The sequence below is a fragment of the Promicromonospora sp. NPDC019610 genome, from assembly GCF_044389365.1.
Taxonomy (GTDB): Bacteria; Actinomycetota; Actinomycetes; order Actinomycetales; family Cellulomonadaceae; genus Promicromonospora.
Genome location: NZ_JBIRXX010000001.1, coordinates 342,605 through 364,278 on the forward strand (window position 1 = coordinate 342,605; position 21,674 = coordinate 364,278).

20 protein-coding genes and 1 riboswitch are annotated in these 21,674 nt (G+C 72.6%); of the genes, 13 read left to right on the plus strand and 7 right to left on the minus strand.

The genetic code is table 11. The features are described 5' to 3' along the window. Positions 1-78 precede the first annotated feature (78 nt). From ACH45N_RS01495 to rlmC, 6 genes are all read left to right on the plus strand, one after another. Positions 79-1,050: an ATP-binding cassette domain-containing protein gene (locus ACH45N_RS01495; protein ID WP_397390472.1), complete on the plus strand. Its 972-nt coding sequence runs from the start codon at positions 79-81 to the stop codon at positions 1,048-1,050. After that, on the plus strand, positions 1,047-1,820 hold the full coding sequence (locus tag ACH45N_RS01500; RefSeq protein WP_397390474.1) for an ABC transporter permease: 774 nt from the start codon (positions 1,047-1,049) through the stop codon (positions 1,818-1,820). The genes ACH45N_RS01495 and ACH45N_RS01500 overlap by 4 nt, the downstream gene beginning before the upstream one ends. After that, a complete protein-coding gene (locus ACH45N_RS01505; RefSeq protein ID WP_397390476.1) occupies positions 1,807-2,532 on the plus strand; it encodes a DUF2306 domain-containing protein in 726 nt (241 codons plus the stop codon). Before ACH45N_RS01500 ends, ACH45N_RS01505 begins: the two co-directional genes overlap by 14 nt. Positions 2,533-2,561: 29 nt before the next feature. Continuing rightward, a complete protein-coding gene (locus ACH45N_RS01510; protein WP_397390478.1) occupies positions 2,562-3,170 on the plus strand; it encodes a DinB family protein in 609 nt (202 codons plus the stop codon). Between the two features lie 198 nt (positions 3,171-3,368). Then, the gene (locus ACH45N_RS01515) at positions 3,369-4,574 is read left to right on the plus strand and encodes a M15 family metallopeptidase (RefSeq protein ID WP_397390480.1); all 1,206 of its coding nucleotides are present in this window, start codon (positions 3,369-3,371) and stop codon (positions 4,572-4,574) included. 69 nt (positions 4,575-4,643) lie between these two features. Beyond that, on the plus strand, positions 4,644-5,816 hold the full coding sequence (gene rlmC, locus ACH45N_RS01520; protein WP_397390482.1) for a 23S rRNA (uracil(747)-C(5))-methyltransferase RlmC: 1,173 nt from the start codon (positions 4,644-4,646) through the stop codon (positions 5,814-5,816). Here the strand turns inward: rlmC and ACH45N_RS01525 are convergent. The 3 genes from ACH45N_RS01525 to ACH45N_RS01535 form a co-directional block, all read right to left on the minus strand. After that, the gene (locus tag ACH45N_RS01525; protein WP_397390484.1) at positions 5,783-7,327 is read right to left on the minus strand and encodes a sigma-70 family RNA polymerase sigma factor; all 1,545 of its coding nucleotides are present in this window, start codon (positions 7,325-7,327) and stop codon (positions 5,783-5,785) included. The genes rlmC and ACH45N_RS01525 overlap by 34 nt on opposite strands. Positions 7,328-7,526: 199 nt before the next feature. Continuing rightward, positions 7,527-9,014 carry an RNA polymerase sigma factor gene (locus ACH45N_RS01530; RefSeq protein ID WP_397390486.1) on the minus strand — a complete coding sequence of 496 codons (1,488 nt, stop codon included), beginning with the start codon at positions 9,012-9,014 and terminating at the stop codon, positions 7,527-7,529. A gap of 196 nt (positions 9,015-9,210) precedes the next feature. Further along, a complete protein-coding gene (locus tag ACH45N_RS01535; RefSeq protein WP_397390488.1) occupies positions 9,211-9,432 on the minus strand; it encodes a hypothetical protein in 222 nt (73 codons plus the stop codon). Between the two features lie 619 nt (positions 9,433-10,051). Here ACH45N_RS01535 and ACH45N_RS01540 point away from each other — a divergent pair. Next, positions 10,052-12,058 carry a class I tRNA ligase family protein gene (locus ACH45N_RS01540; RefSeq protein ID WP_397390490.1) on the plus strand — a complete coding sequence of 669 codons (2,007 nt, stop codon included), beginning with the start codon at positions 10,052-10,054 and terminating at the stop codon, positions 12,056-12,058. Between the two features lie 7 nt (positions 12,059-12,065). Here ACH45N_RS01540 and ACH45N_RS01545 read toward each other — a convergent pair whose 3' ends face one another. Further along, positions 12,066-12,902 (minus strand): ion transporter, encoded by an 837-nt coding sequence (locus tag ACH45N_RS01545; protein ID WP_397390492.1) that lies wholly within the window; start codon positions 12,900-12,902, stop codon positions 12,066-12,068. 210 nt (positions 12,903-13,112) lie between these two features. On the opposite strand from ACH45N_RS01545, the gene ACH45N_RS01550 reads away from it, so the two are divergent. Further along, positions 13,113-13,379, plus strand: coding sequence for a GlsB/YeaQ/YmgE family stress response membrane protein (locus ACH45N_RS01550; RefSeq protein ID WP_377232254.1), 267 nt, complete (start codon positions 13,113-13,115; stop codon positions 13,377-13,379). Positions 13,380-13,384: 5 nt separating this feature from the next. After that, positions 13,385-14,320 (plus strand): hypothetical protein, encoded by a 936-nt coding sequence (locus tag ACH45N_RS01555; protein WP_397390494.1) that lies wholly within the window; start codon positions 13,385-13,387, stop codon positions 14,318-14,320. Between the two features lie 181 nt (positions 14,321-14,501). Here ACH45N_RS01555 and ACH45N_RS01560 read toward each other — a convergent pair whose 3' ends face one another. Continuing rightward, entirely contained in the window at positions 14,502-15,236 is a 735-nt protein-coding gene (locus ACH45N_RS01560; RefSeq protein ID WP_397390496.1) for a C40 family peptidase, read from the minus strand. 1 nt (position 15,237) lies between these two features. Continuing rightward, a riboswitch (cyclic di-AMP (ydaO/yuaA leader) is annotated at positions 15,238-15,433 on the minus strand. A gap of 163 nt (positions 15,434-15,596) precedes the next feature. On the opposite strand from ACH45N_RS01560, the gene ACH45N_RS01565 reads away from it, so the two are divergent. Next, positions 15,597-16,490, plus strand: coding sequence for a hypothetical protein (locus tag ACH45N_RS01565; protein WP_397390498.1), 894 nt, complete (start codon positions 15,597-15,599; stop codon positions 16,488-16,490). A gap of 139 nt (positions 16,491-16,629) precedes the next feature. Further along, positions 16,630-17,691 (plus strand): S8 family serine peptidase, encoded by a 1,062-nt coding sequence (locus tag ACH45N_RS01570; RefSeq protein WP_397390500.1) that lies wholly within the window; start codon positions 16,630-16,632, stop codon positions 17,689-17,691. A gap of 86 nt (positions 17,692-17,777) precedes the next feature. On the opposite strand, the gene ACH45N_RS01575 is transcribed toward ACH45N_RS01570, so the two are convergent. Both ACH45N_RS01575 and ACH45N_RS01580 read right to left on the minus strand, forming a co-directional pair. Then, positions 17,778-18,428 (minus strand): C40 family peptidase, encoded by a 651-nt coding sequence (locus ACH45N_RS01575; RefSeq protein WP_397390502.1) that lies wholly within the window; start codon positions 18,426-18,428, stop codon positions 17,778-17,780. A 347-nt stretch (positions 18,429-18,775) separates the two neighbouring features. After that, the gene (locus ACH45N_RS01580) at positions 18,776-19,225 is read right to left on the minus strand and encodes an SRPBCC family protein (RefSeq protein ID WP_397390504.1); all 450 of its coding nucleotides are present in this window, start codon (positions 19,223-19,225) and stop codon (positions 18,776-18,778) included. A 111-nt stretch (positions 19,226-19,336) separates the two neighbouring features. Here ACH45N_RS01580 and ACH45N_RS01585 point away from each other — a divergent pair, with 111 nt between their 5' ends. After that, the gene (locus ACH45N_RS01585) at positions 19,337-20,446 is read left to right on the plus strand and encodes a DNA glycosylase AlkZ-like family protein (protein WP_397390506.1); all 1,110 of its coding nucleotides are present in this window, start codon (positions 19,337-19,339) and stop codon (positions 20,444-20,446) included. Between the two features lie 23 nt (positions 20,447-20,469). After that, positions 20,470-21,657 (plus strand): cytochrome P450, encoded by a 1,188-nt coding sequence (locus tag ACH45N_RS01590; protein ID WP_397390508.1) that lies wholly within the window; start codon positions 20,470-20,472, stop codon positions 21,655-21,657. Positions 21,658-21,674: the final 17 nt, after the last annotated feature.

Consider the following 21,674-nt stretch of genomic DNA (forward strand, 5'->3'; position numbering starts at 1 on the left):
ACTCTCTTGACCACATACTGTTTACGCCCCACACTAAAACGCGTAGGCCATAAACAGTAACCGGATCGGAGAGGGACCATGACTGCGATCGTCACGGCCGAGGGACTGGGCAAGTCCTTCGCGAGAAAGGGCTCGACGAGCCCGCCCGTCCTGGACGGGCTCGACCTGGAGCTCCAGGAGGGCGCGGTGCTCGCGCTGCTGGGCCCCAACGGGGCGGGCAAGACCACCACCGTCCGCATCCTGTCCACGCTGCTGAAGCCGGACGCGGGCCGCGCCACCGTCGGCGGGTTCGACGTGGTGCGGGACGCGCGGCGCGTGCGCGAGATCATCAGCCTCACGGGGCAGCAGGTCGCCGTCGACGACAAGCTGTCGGGCGCCGAGAACCTCACGATGATGGGCCGGCTCGCCCACCTGCCCCGCCGCGTCGTGCGGGACCGGGTGGCCGAGCTGCTCACCGCGTTCGACCTGGCCGACGCCGCGAGCCGGCACGTGGGCACCTGGTCGGGCGGCATGCGACGTCGGCTCGACCTCGCCGCGGGCCTGCTCACCCGGCCTCGGGTCATGTTCCTCGACGAGCCCACCACGGGGCTCGACCCCCGGTCCCGGCAGGCGCTGTGGGACGTCGTCCGGAGCGTGGTCGCCGGCGGCACCAGCGTGCTGCTGACCACCCAGTACCTGGAGGAGGCTGACCGCCTCGCGCAGCGGGTCGCGCTCGTGGACGGCGGCCGGATCGTCGCCGACGGCACGCCGGCCCAGCTCAAGCGCCAGGTGGGCGAGGCGGGCGTCGAGCTCACCTTCGCCGCCACGGCCGACGTCGAACGGCTGGCCCCCGTGCTCGCGGGCGCCACGGTCGACGGCGCCCGGGTGCGCGTACCCACCGACGGCTCGGTCGCGCACGTGCGCTCCGTGCTGTCCGTGGTGGACGACGCCGGCGTGTCGCCCGAGCACTGGGAGGTGCGCGCGCCGAGCCTCGACGACGTCTTCCTCACCCTGACCGGCCACTCCGGCCACGCCGAGCGGCCGGCCCGGACGACGGGGGTGGCGGCATGAGCCACGTGCTGAGCGACGTCTCGACCATGACCACCCGCGGCCTGCGCCTCGTCTCGCGGGACGTGGACGCCATGATCACCGCGGTGGTGCTGCCCGTCATCATCCTGCTGATGTTCGTCCTCGTGTTCGGCGGGGCCCTCGAGACCGGCACGGAGTACATCAACTACGTGACCCCCGGCGTGATCCTGCTCGCCGCCGGCTTCGGCGCGGCGAACACGGCCATGGCGGTCGAGCGGGACATGTCCGGCGGCATGGTCGACCGGCTCCGGTCGATGCCCGTGAGCTCCTGGACCGTGCTGTCCGGGCACGTGGCGGCGAGCCTGGTGAAGAACCTGGCCACCACCGCGGTCGTCTTCGGCGTCGCGATCCTGCTCGGGTTCCGGCCCGAGGCCACGGCCCTGGAATGGCTCGCCGCCGTGGGGATGATCCTGCTGTGGGTGGGCTGGATCACGTGGCTCGCCGCGCTCGTGGGCGTCCTGGTCCGTTCGCCCGACGCCGCGGGCGGCTTCTCGTTCTTCGTGATGTTCCTGCCCTACGTGTCCAGCGCGTTCGTGCCTGTCGACACCCTGCCGGGCTGGCTGCGCGGGTTCGCGGAGCACCAGCCGGTCACGCCGGTGATCGAGACGGTGCGCGGGCTGCTCGCGGGCGGCGCCGCCGGCTCCGGGGTCACCGACCTGGGCGGCGTCGCCGCGCTGGCGATCACCTGGTGCGTGGGCCTCGGGCTCGTGTGCGCGGTGGCGGCGGGGGTGGCGTTCCGTGCCCGGCGCTGAGCGGACCCGGACGGTCCGCTGGTGGCGCCGGCCCTGGATCGCGCCCCTCGCCGTGGTCACCGCGGTGCTCCTGGTGACGGCCCTGCCGCGGTACGTGGGCCTGGACCCCGCGAAGTCGCTGGTCCCGACCGACCGCGGCCCGGCGTTCTACCCGGCCCTGGTGACGCACATCTTCGCGGGGTCGGTCATGCTGAGCGCCGCCGTGCTGCAGCTCTGGCCGTGGCTGCGCGCCCACCACCCGCGCGTGCACCGGTGGAGCGGCCGCGTCTACGTGGTCACCGCGCTCGTGACCGGTGTCGCCGCGCTGGTCACCGCACAGTTCCCGAGCGCGGGCGTGGGCCAGCAGGTGGCGAACACCATGCTGGGCGTGCTGTTCCTGACCTCCACCCTGCTCGGCTACCGCGCCGTCCGGCAGCGCCGGTTCGGCGACCACCGGGAGTGGATGGTCCGCAGCACGGCGCTCGCCTTCTCGATCGTGACCAACCGGATCTGGGCGCCCGTGCTCATCGCGATCTACGTCCCCGGGGCGCTCGGTGACCCGGACATCGGGTTCGGCGCCCCGGAGATCGAGGGCGCCGCCATCGCGTCCGCGTGGGTGTCGTGGATCGTCAACCTGCTGCTCGCGGAGTGGTGGCTCCGTCGCAGGCCGCAGGGACGCGTGCGGGCGCACCGGGCCCGCGTACCGGCCGCCCAGGTGCAAAGCGTTCGGTGAATGTCAGTGGCGGGGGACACACTGTCCCCATGTCACAGACCCCGGACGACGTCGAGCTCGAGCAGAAGCAGATCCTGAAGAAGTACCTCCAGGAGACCCGTGAGGCCCTCGTGTGGAAGCTCGAGGGCCTCACGGAGAAGCAGGCGCGCTGGCCCCTGGTGCCCTCCGGCAACAACCTGCTCGGCATCGTGAAGCACTGCGCCAACATCGAGATCGGCTACCTCGGGGAGTGCTTCGGGCGGCCCTGGCCGCACCCGGCGGAGATCGTCTCCCAGGAGGACTGGGAGAAGGACCCGCAGGCCGACTGGTACGCGACCGAGGACGAGTCCGTCGCCTCCGTCGTGGATCTCTACCGCCGGGCCTGGGTGTTCTGCGACGAGACCGTCGACGCCCTCCCGCTGGGCACCGTCGGCCGCGTTCCGTGGTGGAAGAACGGCGAGGTCACGCTGTTCCGGATCATCGTGCACGTCACGGACGAGATCGCCCGGCACGCCGGTCACGCGGACATCCTGCGCGAGCTCACCGACCGGTCCGTCGGGCTCTACGCCGGCAACACCAACATCCCCGACTGGCAGGGCGACCAGATGGCCGCGTACGTCGACAAGCTGAAGAATCTCGCCGAGCGGGCGGGCAACTAGCGCCCGCGTCCGAGATTCGCCAAACTGCGGGCCATGCCCCTCAACGTGGAGCCGTCCACATCCTCCGGGCCCTCGCCCGAACCAGCCCTCGCGGAAGCGCCGAAGCCCGCACGGTCCGCGCCGACGCCCGACATGTCATCGGGTAGATCGGACATCGTCCCGCCGCGCGGCGCGGGTGGGCGGCCCGACGGCGGCTCCATGCGACCGCTGTTCGTCTTCCTGATCGCCGCCGCGGCCGCGCTGATCGGCAGCATCGCCTTCGCGCTCGTCCACGTCAGCGGCGAGCGTGATCAGGAGCAGCTCAGCACCGCGCGCGCCGACGTCGTGCAGGAGGTCGACGAGGGTCGCGCGGCGCAGGAGGGGCTGGCCGAGCAGGTCGCGGCGGCGGAGAAGACGCTCGCGGCCTCCGAGGGCCGCGTGGCCGACGACGCCGTGCGCACCGCCCTGGCCGCACACGTCACACAGGCCAAGGAGCTCGGCGCGCAGGAGGCGCCGTCCATCCCCGAGGCCGGCGCCCCCGGCCTCGACACGCCCGAGGACCTCGACGCCCTGGAGGCCGCGGCGACCGAGTGGTCGATGTCCATGCGCACCGCCTCGACCACGCTCACGGCGGCGATCAAGGACGTGCAGGCCTCCTACCGCCAGTGGCAGCAGGACCGCAAGGACGCCCAGGCGCAGGCCCAGTCGGAGGCCGACCAGGCCGAGAGCATGGCCCAGCAGCTCGAGGAGGCCAAGGCGTCGCTCGCCACGGTCACGGACCAGCTCAAGATCTCCGTGCGGGACTCCGGGTACACGCTCGACTGGACGGCCGAGGTGGGCGCGCCCGACGGCGTCCGCTCGGCCCTGGCCACCCGCCGCGCCGAGGGCGAGGCGGCGCTCGCGGCCGGCGTGAACACGAGCAAGCTGAACTCCGTGAAGGCGCTCGGCCAGCAGCGCGAGACGGCGCGCGTCGCGCTCGAGGACGCCGCGTGGGCCGCCCGCGCGGCGGTCGCCGACGACTCCAACGGCCGGCTCGCGCAGTCCGACCTCTGCCTGGTGGGCGTGGGCCCCGAAGGGCAGGACCAGTACCTCCGGTGCGACGCGGCCGAGGCCTGGGGCAAGCTCGGCGCGGCGTTCGAGGAGGAGCTCGGCAAGCCGCTGCGCATCGAGTACGGCTACCGCCCCTACGACTGGCAGCTCCAGGCGCTCGACGAGTTCGGCAGCGGGCAGGTCGCGGCGCCCGGTACCTCCAACCACGGTTGGGCGCTCGCCGTGGACGTACCTGTGGACGACGGCTTCCGCTTCGGCCAGCCCGAGTACGAGTGGCTCGCCGCCAACGGGCCGAAGTTCGGCTGGGTGCACCCGGAGTGGGCCCGCCAGGGCGCCGGGCGCGAGGAGCCCTGGCACTTCGAGTACGAGGGCTGACCGGCCCTTCCGGTGCCACCGCGCGCCGCCGCCGACCGTGGCGGTGCGCGGGCACTGGATAATGGGGGAGTGCAGTGCCCTCACTACGACGCCGGACGCTGCCGCTCGTGCACCCTCCTGGAGATCGACTACCCGACCCAGGTGCTCGACAAGGAGCGGCACGTCGCCGACCTCCTCGACCCGGTCTCCGACGGGACCACCTGGCTCCCGGCGGTCCGCAGCGTCGAGTCCGCCTTCCGGAACAAGGCGAAGATGGTCGTCAGCGGCACGGTTGCCGAGCCGGTGCTGGGCATCCTCGACCGGGCCGGGCACGGCGTCGACCTGACCGACTGCGGCCTCTACCCCGAGGCGCTCCAGGCGTCCTTCGGCCCCCTCGCGGCGTTCGTCACGCGCGCGAACCTGGAGCCGTACCAGGTCGCGGGCACGGGAAAGCGCGCCCAGCAGCGCGGTGAGCTGAAGTACCTGCTGGTCACCCTGTCGCCCGACGGCGAGCTCATGGTCCGGTTCGTGCTGCGCTCCCAGGAGGCCATCGCGCGGATCCGCAAGCACCTGGCCTGGTTGCAGGCCGAGCTCCCGGCTCTGGCCGTGGCGTCGGCCAACATCCAGCCCGCGCACGCCGCGGTGCTGGAGGGCGACCTCGAGATCCCGCTCACCGAGCGCGGCACCCTCCCGATGCGGATCGACGACATCACGCTGGACCTGCGGCCGCAGAGCTTCTTCCAGACCAACACGGTGGTCGCCACCGAGCTGTACCGGCAGGCGCGGTCGTGGGTCGACGAGGTGGGCCCGGGCAGCCTCTGGGACCTCTACTGCGGGGTGGGGGGCTTCGCCCTGCACTGCGCCGCGCCGGGTCGCACCGTCACCGGCATCGAGATCAGCGCCGAGGCGGTCGTGGCGGCGTCCGGCACCGTGGAGCGGCTGCGCGACGGCGGCCAGGCGGACCGCTTCCGGGACGTCACCTTCGCCGCGGGGGACGCGACGGCGTTCGCCGTCGGGCCGCAGGGTCCCGACCTGCCCGAGATGGTGATCGTGAACCCGCCCCGGCGGGGCATCGGCGCGGACCTGGCGCACTGGCTGGAGACCTCGGGGATCGACCACGTCCTGTACTCGAGCTGCAACGCGACCACGCTCGCCAAGGACCTCGCCGCGATGCCGTCGCTCCGGCCCGTGCGGGCGCGGCTGCTCGACATGTTCCCGCAGACCTCGCACTACGAGGTGCTGGTGCTCCTCGAGCGCGCCTGACCGGTCGCCTGACCGGGCGGTCCCGCCTTCTTGTCCTGCTTCTTCTCCCGCTTCGCCGCGTCGGGAGGCGTCTCCTTCTTCTCCTGCCCCGGCGGTGTGCCCTGCTCGGCCTGGCCGGAGTCGTCCTGCTTCTTCGCCTGACCAGGCGGCGTCGCGTCGGCCTTCTTGGCCTGGCCTGGGGGAACCTTGTCCTCCTTGGCGAGGCCGGGCGGGACGCCGTCCTTCTTGGCGAGGCCGGGCGGGACGCCGTCCTTCTTGGCGAGGCCGGGCGGGACGCCGTCCTTCTTGGCGAGGCCGGGCGGGACGCCGTCCTTCTTGGCGAGGCCGGGCGGGACGCCGTTCTCCTTGGCGAGGCCGGGCGGGACGTCGTCCTCCGTGCGCGCCGGATCCGACGGCGTGATCCCGGTCGGGGTCACGTCGGTCAGGTCGGGGACATTCGCCGGATCTGCGTGCGGGGAGAGCTGCGCGGCCTGTCGGACGGCGGTTCCCCGGTCGTCCGGCGCGAAGACCGACACCATGCCGGTCTCCGGGAACGACGCCGCGGCGTCGATGCCGCCCGCGACCCCGGTGGTGACGGCCGTGGTGACGAACAGGCCGCCGGCGACGGTCGCGGTCAGGCTCATCGGGTCGGTCAGCACGCTCCGGGCGGTCACGACGGCCCGGGTCCCCACGGTGCTGAGCCAGCCGGCGGCGCCGGCACCAGCGGCGCCGGCACCCGCGACCCCGACTCCCGCGACCCCAGCTCCTGCCGCACCGGCAGGACCAGCTGCGCCGCCCGCCCCGGCGACCGCCCCGGCGACCGCGCCGGCCGCCGTCGCACCCGGACCCGCCGCCGCCCCGGCGCCGAGCAGGAGGACCGGGGCCGCGGCGCGCAACATCCAGTAGGACTCCCGGACGTCGACGAACGCCCGCGTGCAGCCGGCGCACCCGACCATGTGGTCCTCGACCTGCTGCCGCCGGCGGGGCAGCAGGCGGTTCCGGACGAAGTCGTGCAGCGCGGCGCGGGTGGCCCGGCACTCGAGGTCGGGGGCCGTGCCGGTGTGCGTCTCGGCGAAGGTGCTCGCGAGCCGGTTCTCGGCCCGGCGCAGCCGGCGCTTGGCGGCGTAGGGGAGCACGCCAATCTCGTCGGCGATCGCCGCCACGGGCCGGGACCCTACGTGGTGGTCCCAGAGGAGCTGCTGCTCGCCGGCCGGCAGCCGTTCCATCGCGAGGTTCAGCACCTCCAGGTCGAGGGCGTGCCGCGGCGGTGCGACGTCGGCGGCGCCGTCCGACCCCTCGGCGGCCGGTTCCTGCTCCCGGGCCATCCGCTGCGCCACCTCGATCGACGCGGCGCTCCAGAACGCGAGGGGATCGGCGAGGTCGCGGGTCTTGAGGAGCTCGACGCAGAGCAGCTCCAGGCCGCAGCTCGTCGCAAGCTCGGGGTCGATGCCCGGCACCCGCCGGGACACCGTGAACACCACGGCGCGGCGGTGTTCGGCCCACAGGCCGAGGTCGGCGCTCGTGACGGTCACGCGGCCCCCCTCCTGCACGCGACGTGGCACCCTGCGGCACCGCGACGCGTGCGCCCCCGGGCGTGCATGGTCGCAAAGAATGCATGCGCATGGAAGGGTCCCCCGTGATGGCGGGACGATCTTGGGCCGGCGCCCAGATCACCTGTGCCTCGGCACAGCATCGAGGAGACGCGGGCCTCATGGGAGGCCCGCACGACCATCAGTCCCCGGTCGCCGATTCTGTGTCGTCGGCCACGTCGTCGGCCGCGCCCGAGAACGTGCCGAAGAGCAGCTGCCAGATCTCGTCCAGCGTGGTCGTCGCGAGATCGATGCCCGGCAGGTCGGAGAGCCCGAGGCTGGCCAGCAGGTCGTCCAGGGCGGTGCCGAGTCCCGGCGTCTCCTCCTCCGGCTCCTCCGGCTCCTCCGGCGGTTCGGCCGGCGGCTCCGTCTCGGTCGGCGGCTCCTCGGGCTCCGTGGGCTCCTCGGGCGGGTCGGGCTCGTCCGAGCCGCCGTCCGGGCTCGACCCGGAGCCGGGGTCCGACCCGGAGTCCGCGGGCGGGTTCGGAGCGTCGGCGGGGGCGCCGTCGGAGTCCGGCTCCGGCGCCGGATCGGCCAGCACGGGCGCGTCGGCGGGCGCGGCTGCGCCGTCCTCCTTGGGCGTGGTCGCGGGGCGCGGCTGCGGGTCCGTCGGCGGGATCGACGGGGGCTTCTCGTCCGTCGACGGCTTCTCCGGGGTGTCGGACGAGTCCGTGCCGTCGCCGCCGCCACCCCCGCCCGCATCGCCACCGGCGCCGCCCGCGCCGCCGCCCTCACCGGCTGCCCCGGCGTCGTCGGTGGCCTGGACGGGCGGGTCGCCGAGCTGGTGGGCGATCAGCGCCGCGGCGCTGCCGCCGATGGCGAGCGCGGCGAGCACGCTCGCCGCGACCGCTGCTTCCTTCTTGCCGAACCGGGGCTTGGTCGTACCGCCGGCGCCCGCCGCGCCCGCAGCGGCGGTGCCGGTGAGCAGTCCGCCGGCGATGAGGTGCTGGCCGAGGTCGCGGAGCATCCAGGAGACCTCGCGCACGTCGATGAACGCGCGGGTGCATTCGCCGCAGCCGTCCATGTGGACTTCCAGGCGGCGTTGCCTGCGGGGCAGGAGGCGGCCCTTGAGGTAGTCGTGCATGGCGGCGCGGGTGGTGCGGCACTCGGGTTCGTTGACGGTCTGGGCGTGTGCGGCGGCGAACGCGCCGGCGAGGCGTTCCTCGGCGCGGCGTAGTCGCATGGTCACGGCGTGGGGGCGTACGCCGAGGCCGGTGGCGATGTCGGTGACGGCCATGTCGTGGACGTGGCGGTCCAGGAGGATCTTGCGGTCCTCGTCGGCCAGGTCGGACAGGGCGGTGCGGAGCATGGAGGCGTCGGCCTCGCGTTCGGCGTCCAGCTCGGCCCCGGCGACGGGGGGTGTCAGGCCGTCGAGGGTGTCGTCCTCGACGGGGCGGGCGCGGCCGGCCTCGCGGGTCATGGAGATGGCTTCGTTGACCGCGGCTCGGCGCCAATAGGGGGCGGGGTCGTCGATGGTGGCGCCGGTGGAGACGAGGCGGACCATCTTCTCGAGGGCGCGGCTGGTGGCTTCCTCGGCGTCGATGCCGGGTACGCGTGCTGCGACGGAGCGTACGACGTTGGGGCGATGCACGACCCAGTCGTCAATCTGCAGGTCACCTGTGGTCGTCACGCGAACCTGCTCCCCTCTGCGCATAGTGTCCGGTTTCGACTCGCTCGGCAATGATCGCACCACAGATGCACGTTTGTGCAACTTTCCGGCGTGATCGGACGATGTGACGGCGCCGCTGGGGGGCGCGGCCGGCACAGCCTCCGACGTGGTCCCGGGCCTGGGCTCGGGCGCGGGTCTGGTCGTCTCCATCAGGCATTCACCTCCGGGTGGTCGCGAACGTGGTCGATACTGCGTCGAGGCCCTGCGGTCCGGACGTCGCGTGGATGATCGCGAGCGCGACCTCGCAGGTGGCGGCGATCAGGTCGCTCGCCCCCCACGCGTCGGCGAGGCGATAGAGGTTGACGGCATCGCCCTCCGCGTACGCGCGCAGGTACTGGGCGCCCAGACGAACGAGTTCGGGGTGCTCGGTGTGTTCCATGCAGCCCAGACGCGCGGGCGGCCCGGATGTCACAGCACTTCTGGAAATTTCTTCGGATTGTTCTGGGACGTCCGGTTCGGGCTGATACGGAGTCCGAAATGGGTGCCCAGGGCACCGTTCGGCGCGCGCGATGCAATTTCATCCGGTAGGCCTGTGATCCAGGCCACATGTGAATGCATCAAAAAGTGCTGTGACATCCGGGACGTGCCCGCGTCCTAGTTGCGACGCGGACGAAGTTCGGACCTCGCTGGGGGCGGGCCGAGCTCCGGCGCGTCGGGTGGGGGACCGTGGTTCGGAGTGCGCTGGGGGCACGCCGAGCCACGATCCCCCGCTCTCCGGCGTGAGCGCCGGCTCGGACCTCGCTGGCGGCGGACCGAACCGGCGCTCGTGTCCTCGCGCTGCCGGTCCTCGCGCGGCCCCGCCGACGGCGGGACGCGCGAACGTCCTTTACCCGGCCCGGCCGGCCCGCGTACCGTGGACGCATGCGCACCGCACGCTCGCTGCTTACCTAGCCGCACCGGACTCGCCCCTCGACCGGGCACGACCGGTGCGGCCGCCCCTCCCTGCGAGGGGCTTTTTCGTGCCCGGAACCCGATCGACGCACCGGAGAGCGAGAACCATGAGCGAGCAGCGCACCACCCCTGAACCGGCCGACGGCGGTCCGGCCGCGAACCACCCGTTCGCGGCGTCCGACGACGGCGCCCGGCCCTGCCGCTACCTGCTGACGATGTTCCCGTACCCCTCGGGCGACCTGCACATGGGTCACGCCGAGGTGTTCGCGATCACCGACGTCGTCGCCCGCCACTGGCGCGCCAAGGGCTTCGACGTGCTGAACCCGGTGGGCTGGGACTCGTTCGGCCTGCCGGCCGAGAACGCGGCGATCCGCCGCGGTGAGCACCCGGCCGTGTTCACGGAGGCCAACATCGCGACCCAGGCGGCGTCGATCGAGCGCTACGGCGTCTCGTTCGACTGGTCGCGGCGGCTGCACACCCACGAGCCGGCGTACTACCGCTGGACGCAGTGGCTGTTCGCCCGCCTGCACGAGCGGGGCCTGGCCTACCGCGCCGAGGCGGAGGTGAACTGGTGCCCGCACGACCGCACCGTCCTGGCCAACGAGCAGGTCGTCGACGGCGCGTGCGAGCGCTGCGGCACCGCCGTCGTCGCGCGCAGCCTGACGCAGTGGTTCTTCCGGACCACCGCGTACGCGGACCGGCTGCTGGACGACATGACGCTGCTGGAGCCGGGCTGGCCCGCGCACGTGCTGACGATGCAGCGCAACTGGATCGGCCGTTCCGTGGGACCGGACGGCGAGCCCACCTACCGCCTGCACGACTGGCTGATCTCGCGGCAGCGCTACTGGGGTGCGCCGATCCCGGTGGTGCACTGCGCGGCCTGCGGGGAGGTCCTGGTGCCGGACGACGAGCTGCCCGTCGAGCTGCCGCACCTGGAGGGGGACCACCTGGCCCCGGGCGGCGTCTCGCCCCTGGCCGCCGCCCGCGACTGGGTGGAGACCACGTGCCCGCGCTGCGGCGGCCGGGCGGAGCGGGACACGGACACGATGGACACGTTCGTGGACTCGTCCTGGTACTTCCTGCGGTACCTGTCACCCGGGTACGACGGCGGTCCGTTCCGGCCCGAGGACGCCGCCCGGTGGATGCCCACCGCGCTGTACGTGGGCGGCGTCGAGCACGCGACGATGCACCTGCTGTACGCGCGTTTCGTCACCAAGGTGCTGTACGACATGGGCCTGGTGCCGTCGCCCGAGCCGTACGCCCGCCTGATGAACCAGGGGCAGGTGGTCAACCACGGCCGCGCGATGAGCAAGTCGCTGGGCAACGGCGTGGACCTGGCGGCGGAGCTGGACCGGCACGGGGTCGACGCCGTCCGGCTGGCGATGCTGTTCGCCGGCCCGCCGGAGGACGACGTCGACTGGGCGGACGTCTCGCCCGGGGCGATGCGCACGTTCCTGGCCCGCGTGCTGCGGCTGGTCCCGGCCCCGGGTCCGAGCTCCTCCCGTGGGTCGAGCGTGTCGAGACCCGGGTCTCGACACGCTCGACCAGCGGAGCTGCGCCGAACGGTGCACCGGACCGTGCACGACGTCGACGGCCTGGTCGAGGCCGGTCGGTTCAACGTCGCGATCGCGCGTCTGATGGAGCTGGTGGGCGAGGTCCGGCGCGCGGCGTCGGCCGACGTCGGGACGTCCGACGGCGGGACGCACGACGGCGGGACGCACGACGGCGCGGAGGCCTACCGCGAGGCCGTGTCCGCCGTCGCGGTGCTGCTGAGCCTGTTCGCGCCGTTCACCGCCCAGGAGCTGTGGGAGCGGCTGGGGCGCACGACGTCGGTCGCGACGCAGCCGTGGCCCGAGGTGGACCCGGCGTACCTGGTGACGTCCGAGGTCGAGGCCGTGGTCCAGGTGGACGGCCGGGTGCGGGACCGGATGCCGGTCCTGACGGACGTCGCCCCGGCCGAGCTGGAGCGGGCCGCCCTGGCGCGGCCGGCGGTCACGCGCGCCATCGGCGGCCGGCCGGTGCGGCGGGTCGTGGTCCGGCCGCCGCGCCTGGTCAACGTCGTGACCGGGCCGGGCAGGACGCCGGATGAGACGCCCGGCGTGCTGCCGGCGTGACGCCAGGCTAGGCGGCCGCGCCGTCGTCCTCGTCGAGCTTGGCGCGCAGGGCGCGGAGCTCGGCGAGGATCTCACGGTTCTGCTCGGCCAGGGCGTCGAGCCGCTCGTCCTTCTGCTCGTCGTCGTGGCGCTCCTCCTCCGCGATCTCCTCCATGCCGTTGACGATGACGGCGATGAACAGGTTCAGCACCGCGAAGCTGACCACCAGGATGTACAGCACGAAGAAGATCCACGCGGCGGGATGGGTCTCCATCACCGTGCGCGCGATGTCGGGCCAGGCCTCGCCCGTCATGGCCTGGAAGAGCGTGAACAGGGAGATCCACAGGCTCCCGAAGTACTCGGGTGCGGCCTCGCCGAACAGGCCCGTCGCGATCACCGCCGACACGTACATGATCAGGACCAGCAGGGCCCCCACGGCGCCCATCCCCGGCACGGCCCGCAGCAGGCCGTCGACGACGCGGCGGAGCGACGGCACCACGGTGATCACTCGCAGCACCCGCAGCACCCGCAGGGCACGGAGCGCCGACAGGGACTCGCTGGCCGGGAGCACCGCGACGCCGACCACGAGCAGGTCGAACACGTTCCACGGGTCGCGGAAGAACCGCCGGCCGTACGCGACCAGGCGCAGGAGCAGCTCCAGCACGAAGAAGCCGAGCATGACGTGGTCGATGCTCTGCAGGACCTCGAACGCCTCGCCGTGCACCATCGTCTCCGCGCCCAGGACGAGGGCGTTCGCCAGGATCACCCCGAGCACGAGACGGGTGACCCACTTCTGGTCGAGAAAGGCACGCAGTCGCTCTCGTCCGGTCCGCGGCGCGGCCTGGGTGCCGATCTCCTGGTTCATCGGGTGTCTCCTCCACGTTCCCGTGCCCGGAGCCGCGCTCCGGCCTTGCCTCAGGGCCCCTTGCCCGGCCGAACCTTAGCGCGGCGGTGCGCCTCGGCTCGTCCGGGCGCAATGTCCCGATATGAGCATGATCGGCGGGTCCGGTGGCAAGTGGACCGAATAAGTGCTGGAGTAGAGCACAAGCAAGCAACACGACTGGAGGAAAATGCCATGGGCTTCTGGGCCTTTCTCATCCTCGGACTGATCGCCGGTGTCATCGCACGCATCGTCATCCCGGGCAAGCAGCCGGGCGGTTTCTGGGTCACCTTGCTTCTCGGCGTGCTCGGCGCCATGCTCGGCGGCTGGCTGGGCGGACTCATCTTCAACATCGGATTCGACGAGTTCTGGTCCTGGTCGACCTGGCTCTTCGCGGTGATCGGCGCGGTCATCGTCATCCTGATCGCGCAGGCGATCTTCGGTCGGCGCAAGACCGCCTGACCGCTGTGGCCCGCGGCCGCACCACCCTCGTCGTCGTCCTGACGTCGCTGGTCGGGGCGGCCGCGGTCGCATGTTCGGGCGCGCCCGCGCCGTCGTCGACCCTGGGGCCCGTGCCCGACGACATCGCCGACCACCTCAGCGTCCAGGTGGACCAGGGGCGCACGCAGTACGCCGCCCGCGAGATCGTCCTCGCGGTCACCAACGACTCGGACGAGACGATGACGCTCCTGTCGGGCGCCCTGGACGCGGACGGCTTCGGGCCGTCGCACCCCACCAAGGAGAACCGCACCCCGGCGCTGCGGCCCGGCACCACGCGGGACGTCTACGTCGAGCTGGGCGAGGCGGAGTGCGCGGGCTTCCCGGCGGGTCCGGAGGAGCCGGTGCCGGACGCCGCGCCGTCGGCCACGATCACGCTGGCCCGCGGCGAGTTCGACGACCTGGGACCGGCCGCCGACGTCGTCGTCGCGGAGGTGGGCGACCCCGGCGGGCACCTCGCGCGGAACCACGCGGTGGACTGCGCCACGGCCGCGGTCGCGGCGGGTGCGAGCCTCGCCGTCGACGCGGACATCCCCGTCGAGACGCGCGGCGGGGAGCTCACCGCCCTGGTCACGCTGCGGATCGACCCGGTGGACGGCGGGCCGGGGGTCACGATCGACCGGATCGCCGGGACCACCATCATGAACAACCCCGACCCCGACGGCGAGGAGACCGGCTGGACCGGCTCCGCGCTCGACGGGCAACGGTCGGGCAGCATCACCCTGCCCGTGGTGCCCGCCCGCTGCGACGCCCACGCCGTGGGCGAGGACAAGCGCGGCACCTTCCTGCCCGTGACGGCGAGCGTCGACGGGGTGACGCAGCACGTGATCTACGTGCCCATGCCGGACTCGGCGCGTGCCGACCTGTTCGCCTTCATCGCGGACAGCTGCGACTGGCCGGAGTAGCCCGTCGTCCCAGGCGTACGCGAAAGGCGCCCCCTCGGTACCGGGCCCGGTACCGAGGGGGCGCCCCGCGAGAAGCTCTGTTCAGGCAGTCTCAGGCTCTGCCTTTTGTCGTCTGAGCCTGCGGCTCCGCTCCGGGCGAGTGCCTCGTTCCTCGGCCCTCACCCTGCGCTGCGCCTCCGGCTCAGACGACGCGGATGAAGGTCGGGCTGTTCTGCCACATCTCGGTGTAGCGCACCGGCATGCCGGCCGCCCAGGCCTCGATGATCATGCCGTCGCCCGCGTAGAGCGCCACGTGGCCGGGCGTCCAGACGATGTCGCCGGGCTCGGGGTACGTGACCTGGTAGCCGGAGCTCAGCAGCGCGCCCGACGAGTGCGGCAGGGAGATCCCGAGCTGCGCGTACGTGTACTGGATCAGGCCCGAGCAGTCCATGCCCTCCGCCGGCGAGTTGCCGCCCAGCACGTAGGTGATGCCCAGGTAGTTGAAGGCCACGTTGACGGCCTGCTGGCCGAGCGGGACGGGGTCCGGTGCGTCGACCGAGACGACGGCGGGGCCCTCGCCCTTCTCGCCGTCGGCCCCCGTGGAGGCGCCCAGGGCTTCCATCTCGATCGGCATCTTCGCGTCGGCCGGGACGGTCACGGTGGGGGCGGCGGCGACGGACTGCTTGGCCACCGCGGTGAGGGAGTTGAGGTCGACCGAGTTGAGCTTCGCGGTCTTGACGTCGGTCTTCAGGTCCATCGCCGGGGCCGCGTGGGCCGTCGTCGCGATGGTGGAGATCAGGACGCCACCGGCAGCTGCGGCGAGCGCGCCGCGGCGGGCAACGGTGCCGGCGTTCTCGGTGGCGGTACGAGCGAGGATGGTCAGCGGAGTCTGGGCCGGGCGGCTGTCACGATGCCGTCCGCGGAGGGAGTTCGTCACCTAATGTCTCCTGTACCGCCTGCGAGGTCAGCTGTCGGGTTCGGGTAGGAGTACAACCCGGCCGCACGGCTACTGGGGGGTTTCCGTCCGGCTTCACCCCGAGGACGACGATCCTGCTGTCGCCCGGGAATGGGTCCCCCGCTCCTGTCTTGAACGTCTGGTCACGAACCGGTGACAGGACTCGGCGTCCGGATCGCGACTCCACCGTGGAGGTGGAGCAGAAGTCAAAGTACACACGTTCACGGAAAAAGTCACGATCGGGTTACGCATTACGGTCTGACCCAACGAAGGCGCAGATTTGCGCCGTTCCGGGCTTCAGGGGTTATGACCGACATCACACATCCGCTAGCGTTCGGCGGCATGGGCGAATCGCACTCCCGTATCTCCGCCTGGTGGGTGTTTCCCATCAGTGCGATCGTCTGGTGGATCTGTGGGTTCCTGCCCTGGCTCGCGCAGCTGTCGTACCAGGTCACCGGCGTCGCGCAGGCGTCTGACACGGCCGCGGCGGGCCTCCTCCCGCTCCCCTTCACGGCCGACGGCGCGGTGGTCGGCCTCGTCGTGATGGCGCTGTTCGGCGGCGTGCTCGCCGGGGCCACCGCCCGGCTGGCCCGCTCGGCCGGAGCGGGTGCCGGGGCCGCGATCGCCGGCACCCTGCTCGCGATGGCAGGGGCCGGCGGCGCCTCGTGGTGGCTCGCAGCCCGCGAGACCGTCCCCGGGGACGCCATGCCGGTCGGCATGCTCGTGGTCACCTGCGCGGCCGGGATCGTGGGCCTCGGCGCGGGGCTCCTGGCGGGCCTCGGGCCGGCCGCGCTGCGCGGTGTCGCCCTCGCCCTGCCGGTGGTGCTCGTCGACGGCTGGTTCTGGGGCTTCGTGCCCGGCAACGAGGTGTCCCCGACCGGCACGTGGTGGGTGTTGGCCGTGGCCCTCGGCATCGCATTCGGCCTCACCGTGGACAGCAGGCCGATCGAGCTCCTCGGCTGGTTGCCCGCCGCCGGTGCCGTGTGGGTGCTCCAGGCGGCCGGACCCGCCCTGCTCGCGGTGCAGGAGAACATCTGGCCGGGTTCCGCGCTCACCGAGGACCCGCTGTCCGCCGTCGCGATCGCCGCGGGCAAGATCGCTTCCGCCGCGATCGTGGCCGACGGGCACCAGCTCGGAGCCTGGGTGGTCGCCCTGCTGCTCGGCGCGGCGATCGCGGCGCTCCGGCTGTCCCGGGAGGCCGCGGACGAGAGCGAGCTCTCCGAGGCGTGGGCCTGACACGTCGTGCCCCTACTGATTGCGATTGTGTAAATTTCACCCCTCACGGCGCGCGAGGCCTGTTCGGCGCCGACCTGATCACCCTAGGTTTGCCCCAGTTCGGGGGTAATCAGCCCCTGTGCGAACAATGGGGGCATATATGAACAGGAAGTCACTCGTCGGCGCCGCCACCTCCGCGGCGCTCGTCGTGGCGGCGCTGGTCGCGGGGGCACCGGGTGCGCAGGCAGCGACCAGCGATCCCCTCCGGGACAGGCAGTGGGGCCTGGACCAGATCAACGCCGAGGCGGCCTGGGCGGCCAGCACCGGTGACGGCGCGGTGGTGGCCGTGGTCGACACAGGAGTCGACTTCGACCAGCCCGACCTGGCAGGACAGCTCCTGCCGGGTGCCACCTTCACGGGCTGCGCGGACGTCCGTCCGTGCGGCGACGGGGACTTCAGGGGCCCCGACGGCAGCAACGACGGCGACGAGCACGGGACCCACGTGGCGGGCATCGTCGCCGCCGCGACGGACAACGGCATCGGCGTCGCGGGTGTGGCGCCGGACGCCAGGATCCTCCCGGTCAAGGTGCTCGAGGCCGGGTCGGGTTCGTCGCAGGACATCGCGGACGGCATCCGCTGGGCGGCCGACCACGGTGCCGACGTCATCAACCTCTCCCTGGGCTCCGGCCTGGGCGGGCAGCTGCTGACGATCATCGGCGTCGACACCCTGATGCGGGACGCCATCGCCTACGCGCGCGAGCGCGGTGTGCTCACGGTGGCGGCGGCCGGCAACTCGTCGACCCCCCTCTGCAGCGACCCGGCGTTCACCAGCGTCGCGATCTGCGTCGGGGCCACGGACTCGGCCGGGCTCCACTCCTACTACTCCGAGCTGCCGGTCAAGCTCGACCTGAAGAGCGTCTCGGCGCCCGGCGGGTCGGGCGGGCTGACCGGCTGCGACGGCGACGTCTGGTCGACGGTTCCCGTGGGTACGGGGTCCGACACCTGTGCGGGCGGCAGCTACGACTCCTACGCGGGCACGTCGATGGCGACGCCGCACGTGGCCGGGGTCGCGGCGCTCCTGTTCGCACAGGGGCGCCCGGTCGACGAGGTGGAGGGCGCCATCCTCCGCACCGCCCACGACCCGCTGCTGGGTCTCACCGGGCTGTGGACGCCGCTCTACGGGTACGGCGTCGTCGACGCGGCCGCGGCGGTCGCGTACTGACGCCACGAAAGTCTGGCGCGCAGGAGCACCGCGGCCCACGCCGCGGTGCTCCTGCGCTCTGGTTGGTGGTGCGTGCTCGGTGCGGCTCAGTACGGGCGGATGTAGACCGCGTAGTCCTGCCACTGCTCGGTGTAGCGCACAGGACTGCCGTAGTTGGCGGCCTCGACCACCATGCCGTCGCCGGCGTAGAGGGACACGTGTCCCTGGGTCCACACGATGTCGCCCGGGATCGGTGACGACACCTGGTACCCGGTCGCCACCATCGACGAGGACGAGTGGGGCAGCTCGACGCCGAGCTGCGCGTACACGTACTTGACCAGGCCCGAGCAGTCGAACCCGGTGGCGGGCGAGCTGCCGCCGTACGCGTAGGCGATGCCGATGTACTGCATCGCGATCGAGACGGCCTGGGCTCCGATGGAACCGTCGGACGCGTAGTCCGGGGTGGCCGGCTCGGCTTCGGCGGCCGCGGTCGTCGCGGTCACCTGCTCTGTGGTGGTCTCCACGACCGGCTCCGGCTCGGGCTCGGGAGCGGGGGTGACCTTGACGGCCTTGCTCTCGATGGTGAGCCTTGCGTCGTTCGCGACCTGCACGGCTGGTGCCGTCGCGACTTCCTTGGCCAGTCGGTTCGAACCGTCTCCCGCGATCGCGTGTGCGCTGGGTGCGAACGCCGTGGCGAGAAGTCCGGATGATGCCGCGATCACTGCACCGGAACGTGCTGCGGTGCGGGTGACGGACATGAAGTGAGTGCTAGGAGCGTGATCGGCGCGGTGTCGACCGCGTCGGACGGTGGTACTCACCGAAGTTCTCCAAGTCGCCGGTTGCGCGGTCCCGTACCGGTCTGGGGAATGGGGCCCGCGGCCGCGCCTCCGGTGGCGCGGCGAATCTGACGCTACATACGGGTACCCACCTTGTCTCGATCAGATAACACTTGTCGTGAAGTATCGGCGTGTCCGAAACGCGCGTAACTTTTCGACCAGATGCCTTTTCCCAGGGTAAGGAGCATTTTCAACGCCGAAATGCCGTCCTGACGGCTATGAAAGAACAGTGGACGAAATGATGCGACACGCGCCTCTCCGGCGGTGTGTCAGCCCTTGTCCCGCACCTGGAGCTCCGCCTCGGCCACCAGGTCGGCCAGCTCCGTGTCCGCCAGCTCGCGCGCCCTCGGGGCCAGCGCGAGGTCGGTCAGGCCGGCGAGCATCCCGCTCCGCGCGACGACGAACGTGACCTCGCACGCGGCGCCGTGCAGCGGCGCGACCCGGTGCGCGATCCCGGTCCGGACCCCGGGGGTGGCGCTGCTCGACCAGGAGAAGCCCTGCCCCGCCGTGAGGCCGTCCACCTCCCAGGTCGCGGTCGGCAGACCCGGCTGGTCGATCTCGACCCGGGAGCCCACGGCGAGCGCCGTCCCGGGACCGAGCAGCGTCACGCGGGTCATGGCGGTGGTCCACGCGGGCATGCGCTCGACGTCGGACAGGATCTGCCAGACGACGCCGGCGGGCGCCTCGATCCTGGCGCTGGTGCGGTAGGCGTGAGCCACGGGCCCCAGGCTACGCCGGGCTCGGGACCATGCTTCCTTCACGGTGCGGCACGGCGAAAGATCGAGCGGCGCGTCCGGGTGACTGTGGGTGTGCTTCCGTATCCTCGCGGCATGGCCACCCACCGGCTCACCGTGCAGCAGGCGCGCCGCATCGCGCTCCGCGCCCAGCTTCTCGACGCCCACCGGCCGGTCGACCTGGTGCACCTCGTGGAGGACCTCACGTTCCTCGCGGTGGACCCGACGTCGGCGGTTGCCCCGGCGGTGGACCTCGTCGCCTGGTCGCGGCTCGGGAACGAGTACTGGGTGGGCGCGGTCGACGACGCGATCACGGACCGCATGCTGTTCCAGCTCCGCGGCACGGTGCGGTCGATGGGGGACCTGCCGCTGTACCTGGAGCAGATGGGGCAGTGGCCGCAGAACGCGACCATGCGGCAGTGGCTCGCCGACAACGTGGAGTTCGAGCGCGAGGTGCTGGCGCTGGTCGAGGCGGAGGGGCCGGTGCTCGCCAAGGACGTGCCCGACACCGCCCGGGTCCCGTTCACCTGGGGCGCCGAGGGCTGGAGCAGCCGGCGCAGCGTGGCCGAGATGCTCGAGGCGCTGAACATGCAGGGCAAGCTCGCGATGGTGGGGCGCAAGGGCCGCCAGCGGTTGTGGGACCTCGCCGACCGGGTCTATCCCCAGGTCGAGGCGGTGCCGCTCCAGGACGCGCTGCGCGAGCGGGTGGACCGGCGGCTGGCGGCGGAGGGCATCGCGCGCAAGCGGGTGCAGGGCCGCTCGGGCGACGGCGCCTGGTGGGTCGACCTGCCGGGCGAGGTCGTCGAGGTCGAGGGCGTCGAGGGCGAGTGGCGGGTGGACCCGGAGCTGCTTGAGCACGCGGACGACGAGTTCGAGCCGCGCACCGCGCTGCTGTCCCCGTTCGACGCGATCGCCGCCGACCGCGCGCGGCTGCTCGACCTGTTCGGCTACGAGTACACGCTGGAGATGTACAAGCCGAGGGGGAAGCGGCGCTGGGGGTACTTCGCGCTGCCGATCCTGCACGGGGAGCGGTTCGTGGGAAAGCTCGACGCGAAGGCGGACCGCAAGGAGGGCGTGCTGAACGTCTTCGCGGTGCACGAGGACCTGCCGTTCGACGGGGCCACGATGGACGCCGTGCACGCCGAGATCGAGCGGCTCGCGGCGTGGCTCGGCCTGGGTCGGGTCGACTACGCAAGATCCACCTAGCGGTACGCCGCGGCCTGTCCGGGGTGGATCCGCAGGCGGCGTACGACGCGCTGCGGGCGCGCTGGGGTGCCGTGGCTCCGGTCGAGATCGAGGCCGGGGTGCCCGCGTGGCTGGTCATGGGCCACCAGGAGAGCTGTCAGGTGATGCGCTCCGAGGCCGCCTTCGCCAAGGACCCGCGCACCTGGCGGTGGAACGAGCAGGACCTGCTGCCGCCCGGCACCGCGATCGCCACGTTCGCGCCGGCCGACCCGCGGCCGTCGTCGTTCCACCACGACGGCGAGGAGCGGCGCCGGCTCCGCAAGCCGCTGGACGACGCCCTGGAGCAGCTCGACGAGCGGGTCGTCCGCGACAGCATCACCGACCTGTGCCGGCGGATCATCGACCGCATGGGCCCGAGCGGCACCACCGACCTGGTCCGGGCGTTCTGCCAGCCCATGGGCTTCCTCGCGATGACGACGCTGCTCGGGTTCGACCTCGAGACGGGCGCACAGCTCATGGCCGACTCCGCCAAGGTGGTGGCGGCCGACGGCGACGAGGTGGCCGCCGCGCAGGCCCGGGTCGCGGGCACGATCCTGCAGCACATCCAGCAGCGCAGGCAGGACGGCGGGCAGGACCTGATCTCGTTCCTCGCGGTGCACCAGAACTTCGCGCACGACGGCGAGATCGCCTCGACGGCCGTGGTCCCGATGCACGCCGCCGCGATCTTCCTCACCGCGTGGATCACGCAGACCCTGCACCTGCGGCTGTCCGACCGGCAGCTCGCGTCCTGGGTGACCGGCGGACGCGTCGGGCTGGACGACGCCCTGGACGAGGTGCTGTGGCGCCAGTCCCCGATCGCCCAGTCGCCGGCGCTGCGGTTCGCGCGCAACGACGTCGAGCTGGGCGGGCGGCTCGTCGCGAAGGGCGACGCCCTGGTGCTGTCGATCGCGGCCGCGAACGGCGACCCCGCCGTGCACACCAGCGACCCGTGGGACGAGGTGGGCAACCGTGCCCACCTGTCCTGGGGCACCGGACCGCACGCGTGCCCGGCGCCGCGCCAGGCCCGCCTGATCGCGCGCATCGCGGTGGACCAGCTCCTGCGGAACATGGACGTGCAGCTCCACGTGCCGGAGGAGGGCCTGCCCTGGGCGCACTCGCCCTGGGTGCGGCACCCCGAGCGGATGCCGGTGACCTACCGCCGGGCCATGGCCCACGGCGACGTCAACGCCTGACGACGGGCCGGGCGCCC

Bases quoted from the DNA above. Each gene is read 5' to 3' on its own strand.
- ACH45N_RS01495 (WP_397390472.1), top strand. From the start codon at position 79: ATGACTGCGATCGTCACGGCCGAGGGACTGGGCAAGTCCTTCGCGAGA.
- ACH45N_RS01500 (WP_397390474.1), top strand. From the start codon at position 1,047: ATGAGCCACGTGCTGAGCGACGTCTCGACCATGACCACCCGCGGCCTG.
- ACH45N_RS01510 (WP_397390478.1), top strand. From the start codon at position 2,562: ATGTCACAGACCCCGGACGACGTCGAGCTCGAGCAGAAGCAGATCCTG.
- ACH45N_RS01515 (WP_397390480.1), top strand. From the start codon at position 3,369: ATGCGACCGCTGTTCGTCTTCCTGATCGCCGCCGCGGCCGCGCTGATC.
- ACH45N_RS01535 (WP_397390488.1), bottom strand. From the start codon at position 9,432: ATGGAACACACCGAGCACCCCGAACTCGTTCGTCTGGGCGCCCAGTAC.
- ACH45N_RS01540 (WP_397390490.1), top strand. From the start codon at position 10,052: ATGAGCGAGCAGCGCACCACCCCTGAACCGGCCGACGGCGGTCCGGCC.
- ACH45N_RS01545 (WP_397390492.1), bottom strand. From the start codon at position 12,902: ATGAACCAGGAGATCGGCACCCAGGCCGCGCCGCGGACCGGACGAGAG.
- ACH45N_RS01550 (WP_377232254.1), top strand. From the start codon at position 13,113: ATGGGCTTCTGGGCCTTTCTCATCCTCGGACTGATCGCCGGTGTCATC.
- ACH45N_RS01565 (WP_397390498.1), top strand. From the start codon at position 15,597: ATGGGCGAATCGCACTCCCGTATCTCCGCCTGGTGGGTGTTTCCCATC.
- ACH45N_RS01570 (WP_397390500.1), top strand. From the start codon at position 16,630: ATGAACAGGAAGTCACTCGTCGGCGCCGCCACCTCCGCGGCGCTCGTC.
- ACH45N_RS01575 (WP_397390502.1), bottom strand. From the start codon at position 18,428: ATGTCCGTCACCCGCACCGCAGCACGTTCCGGTGCAGTGATCGCGGCA.
- ACH45N_RS01585 (WP_397390506.1), top strand. From the start codon at position 19,337: ATGGCCACCCACCGGCTCACCGTGCAGCAGGCGCGCCGCATCGCGCTC.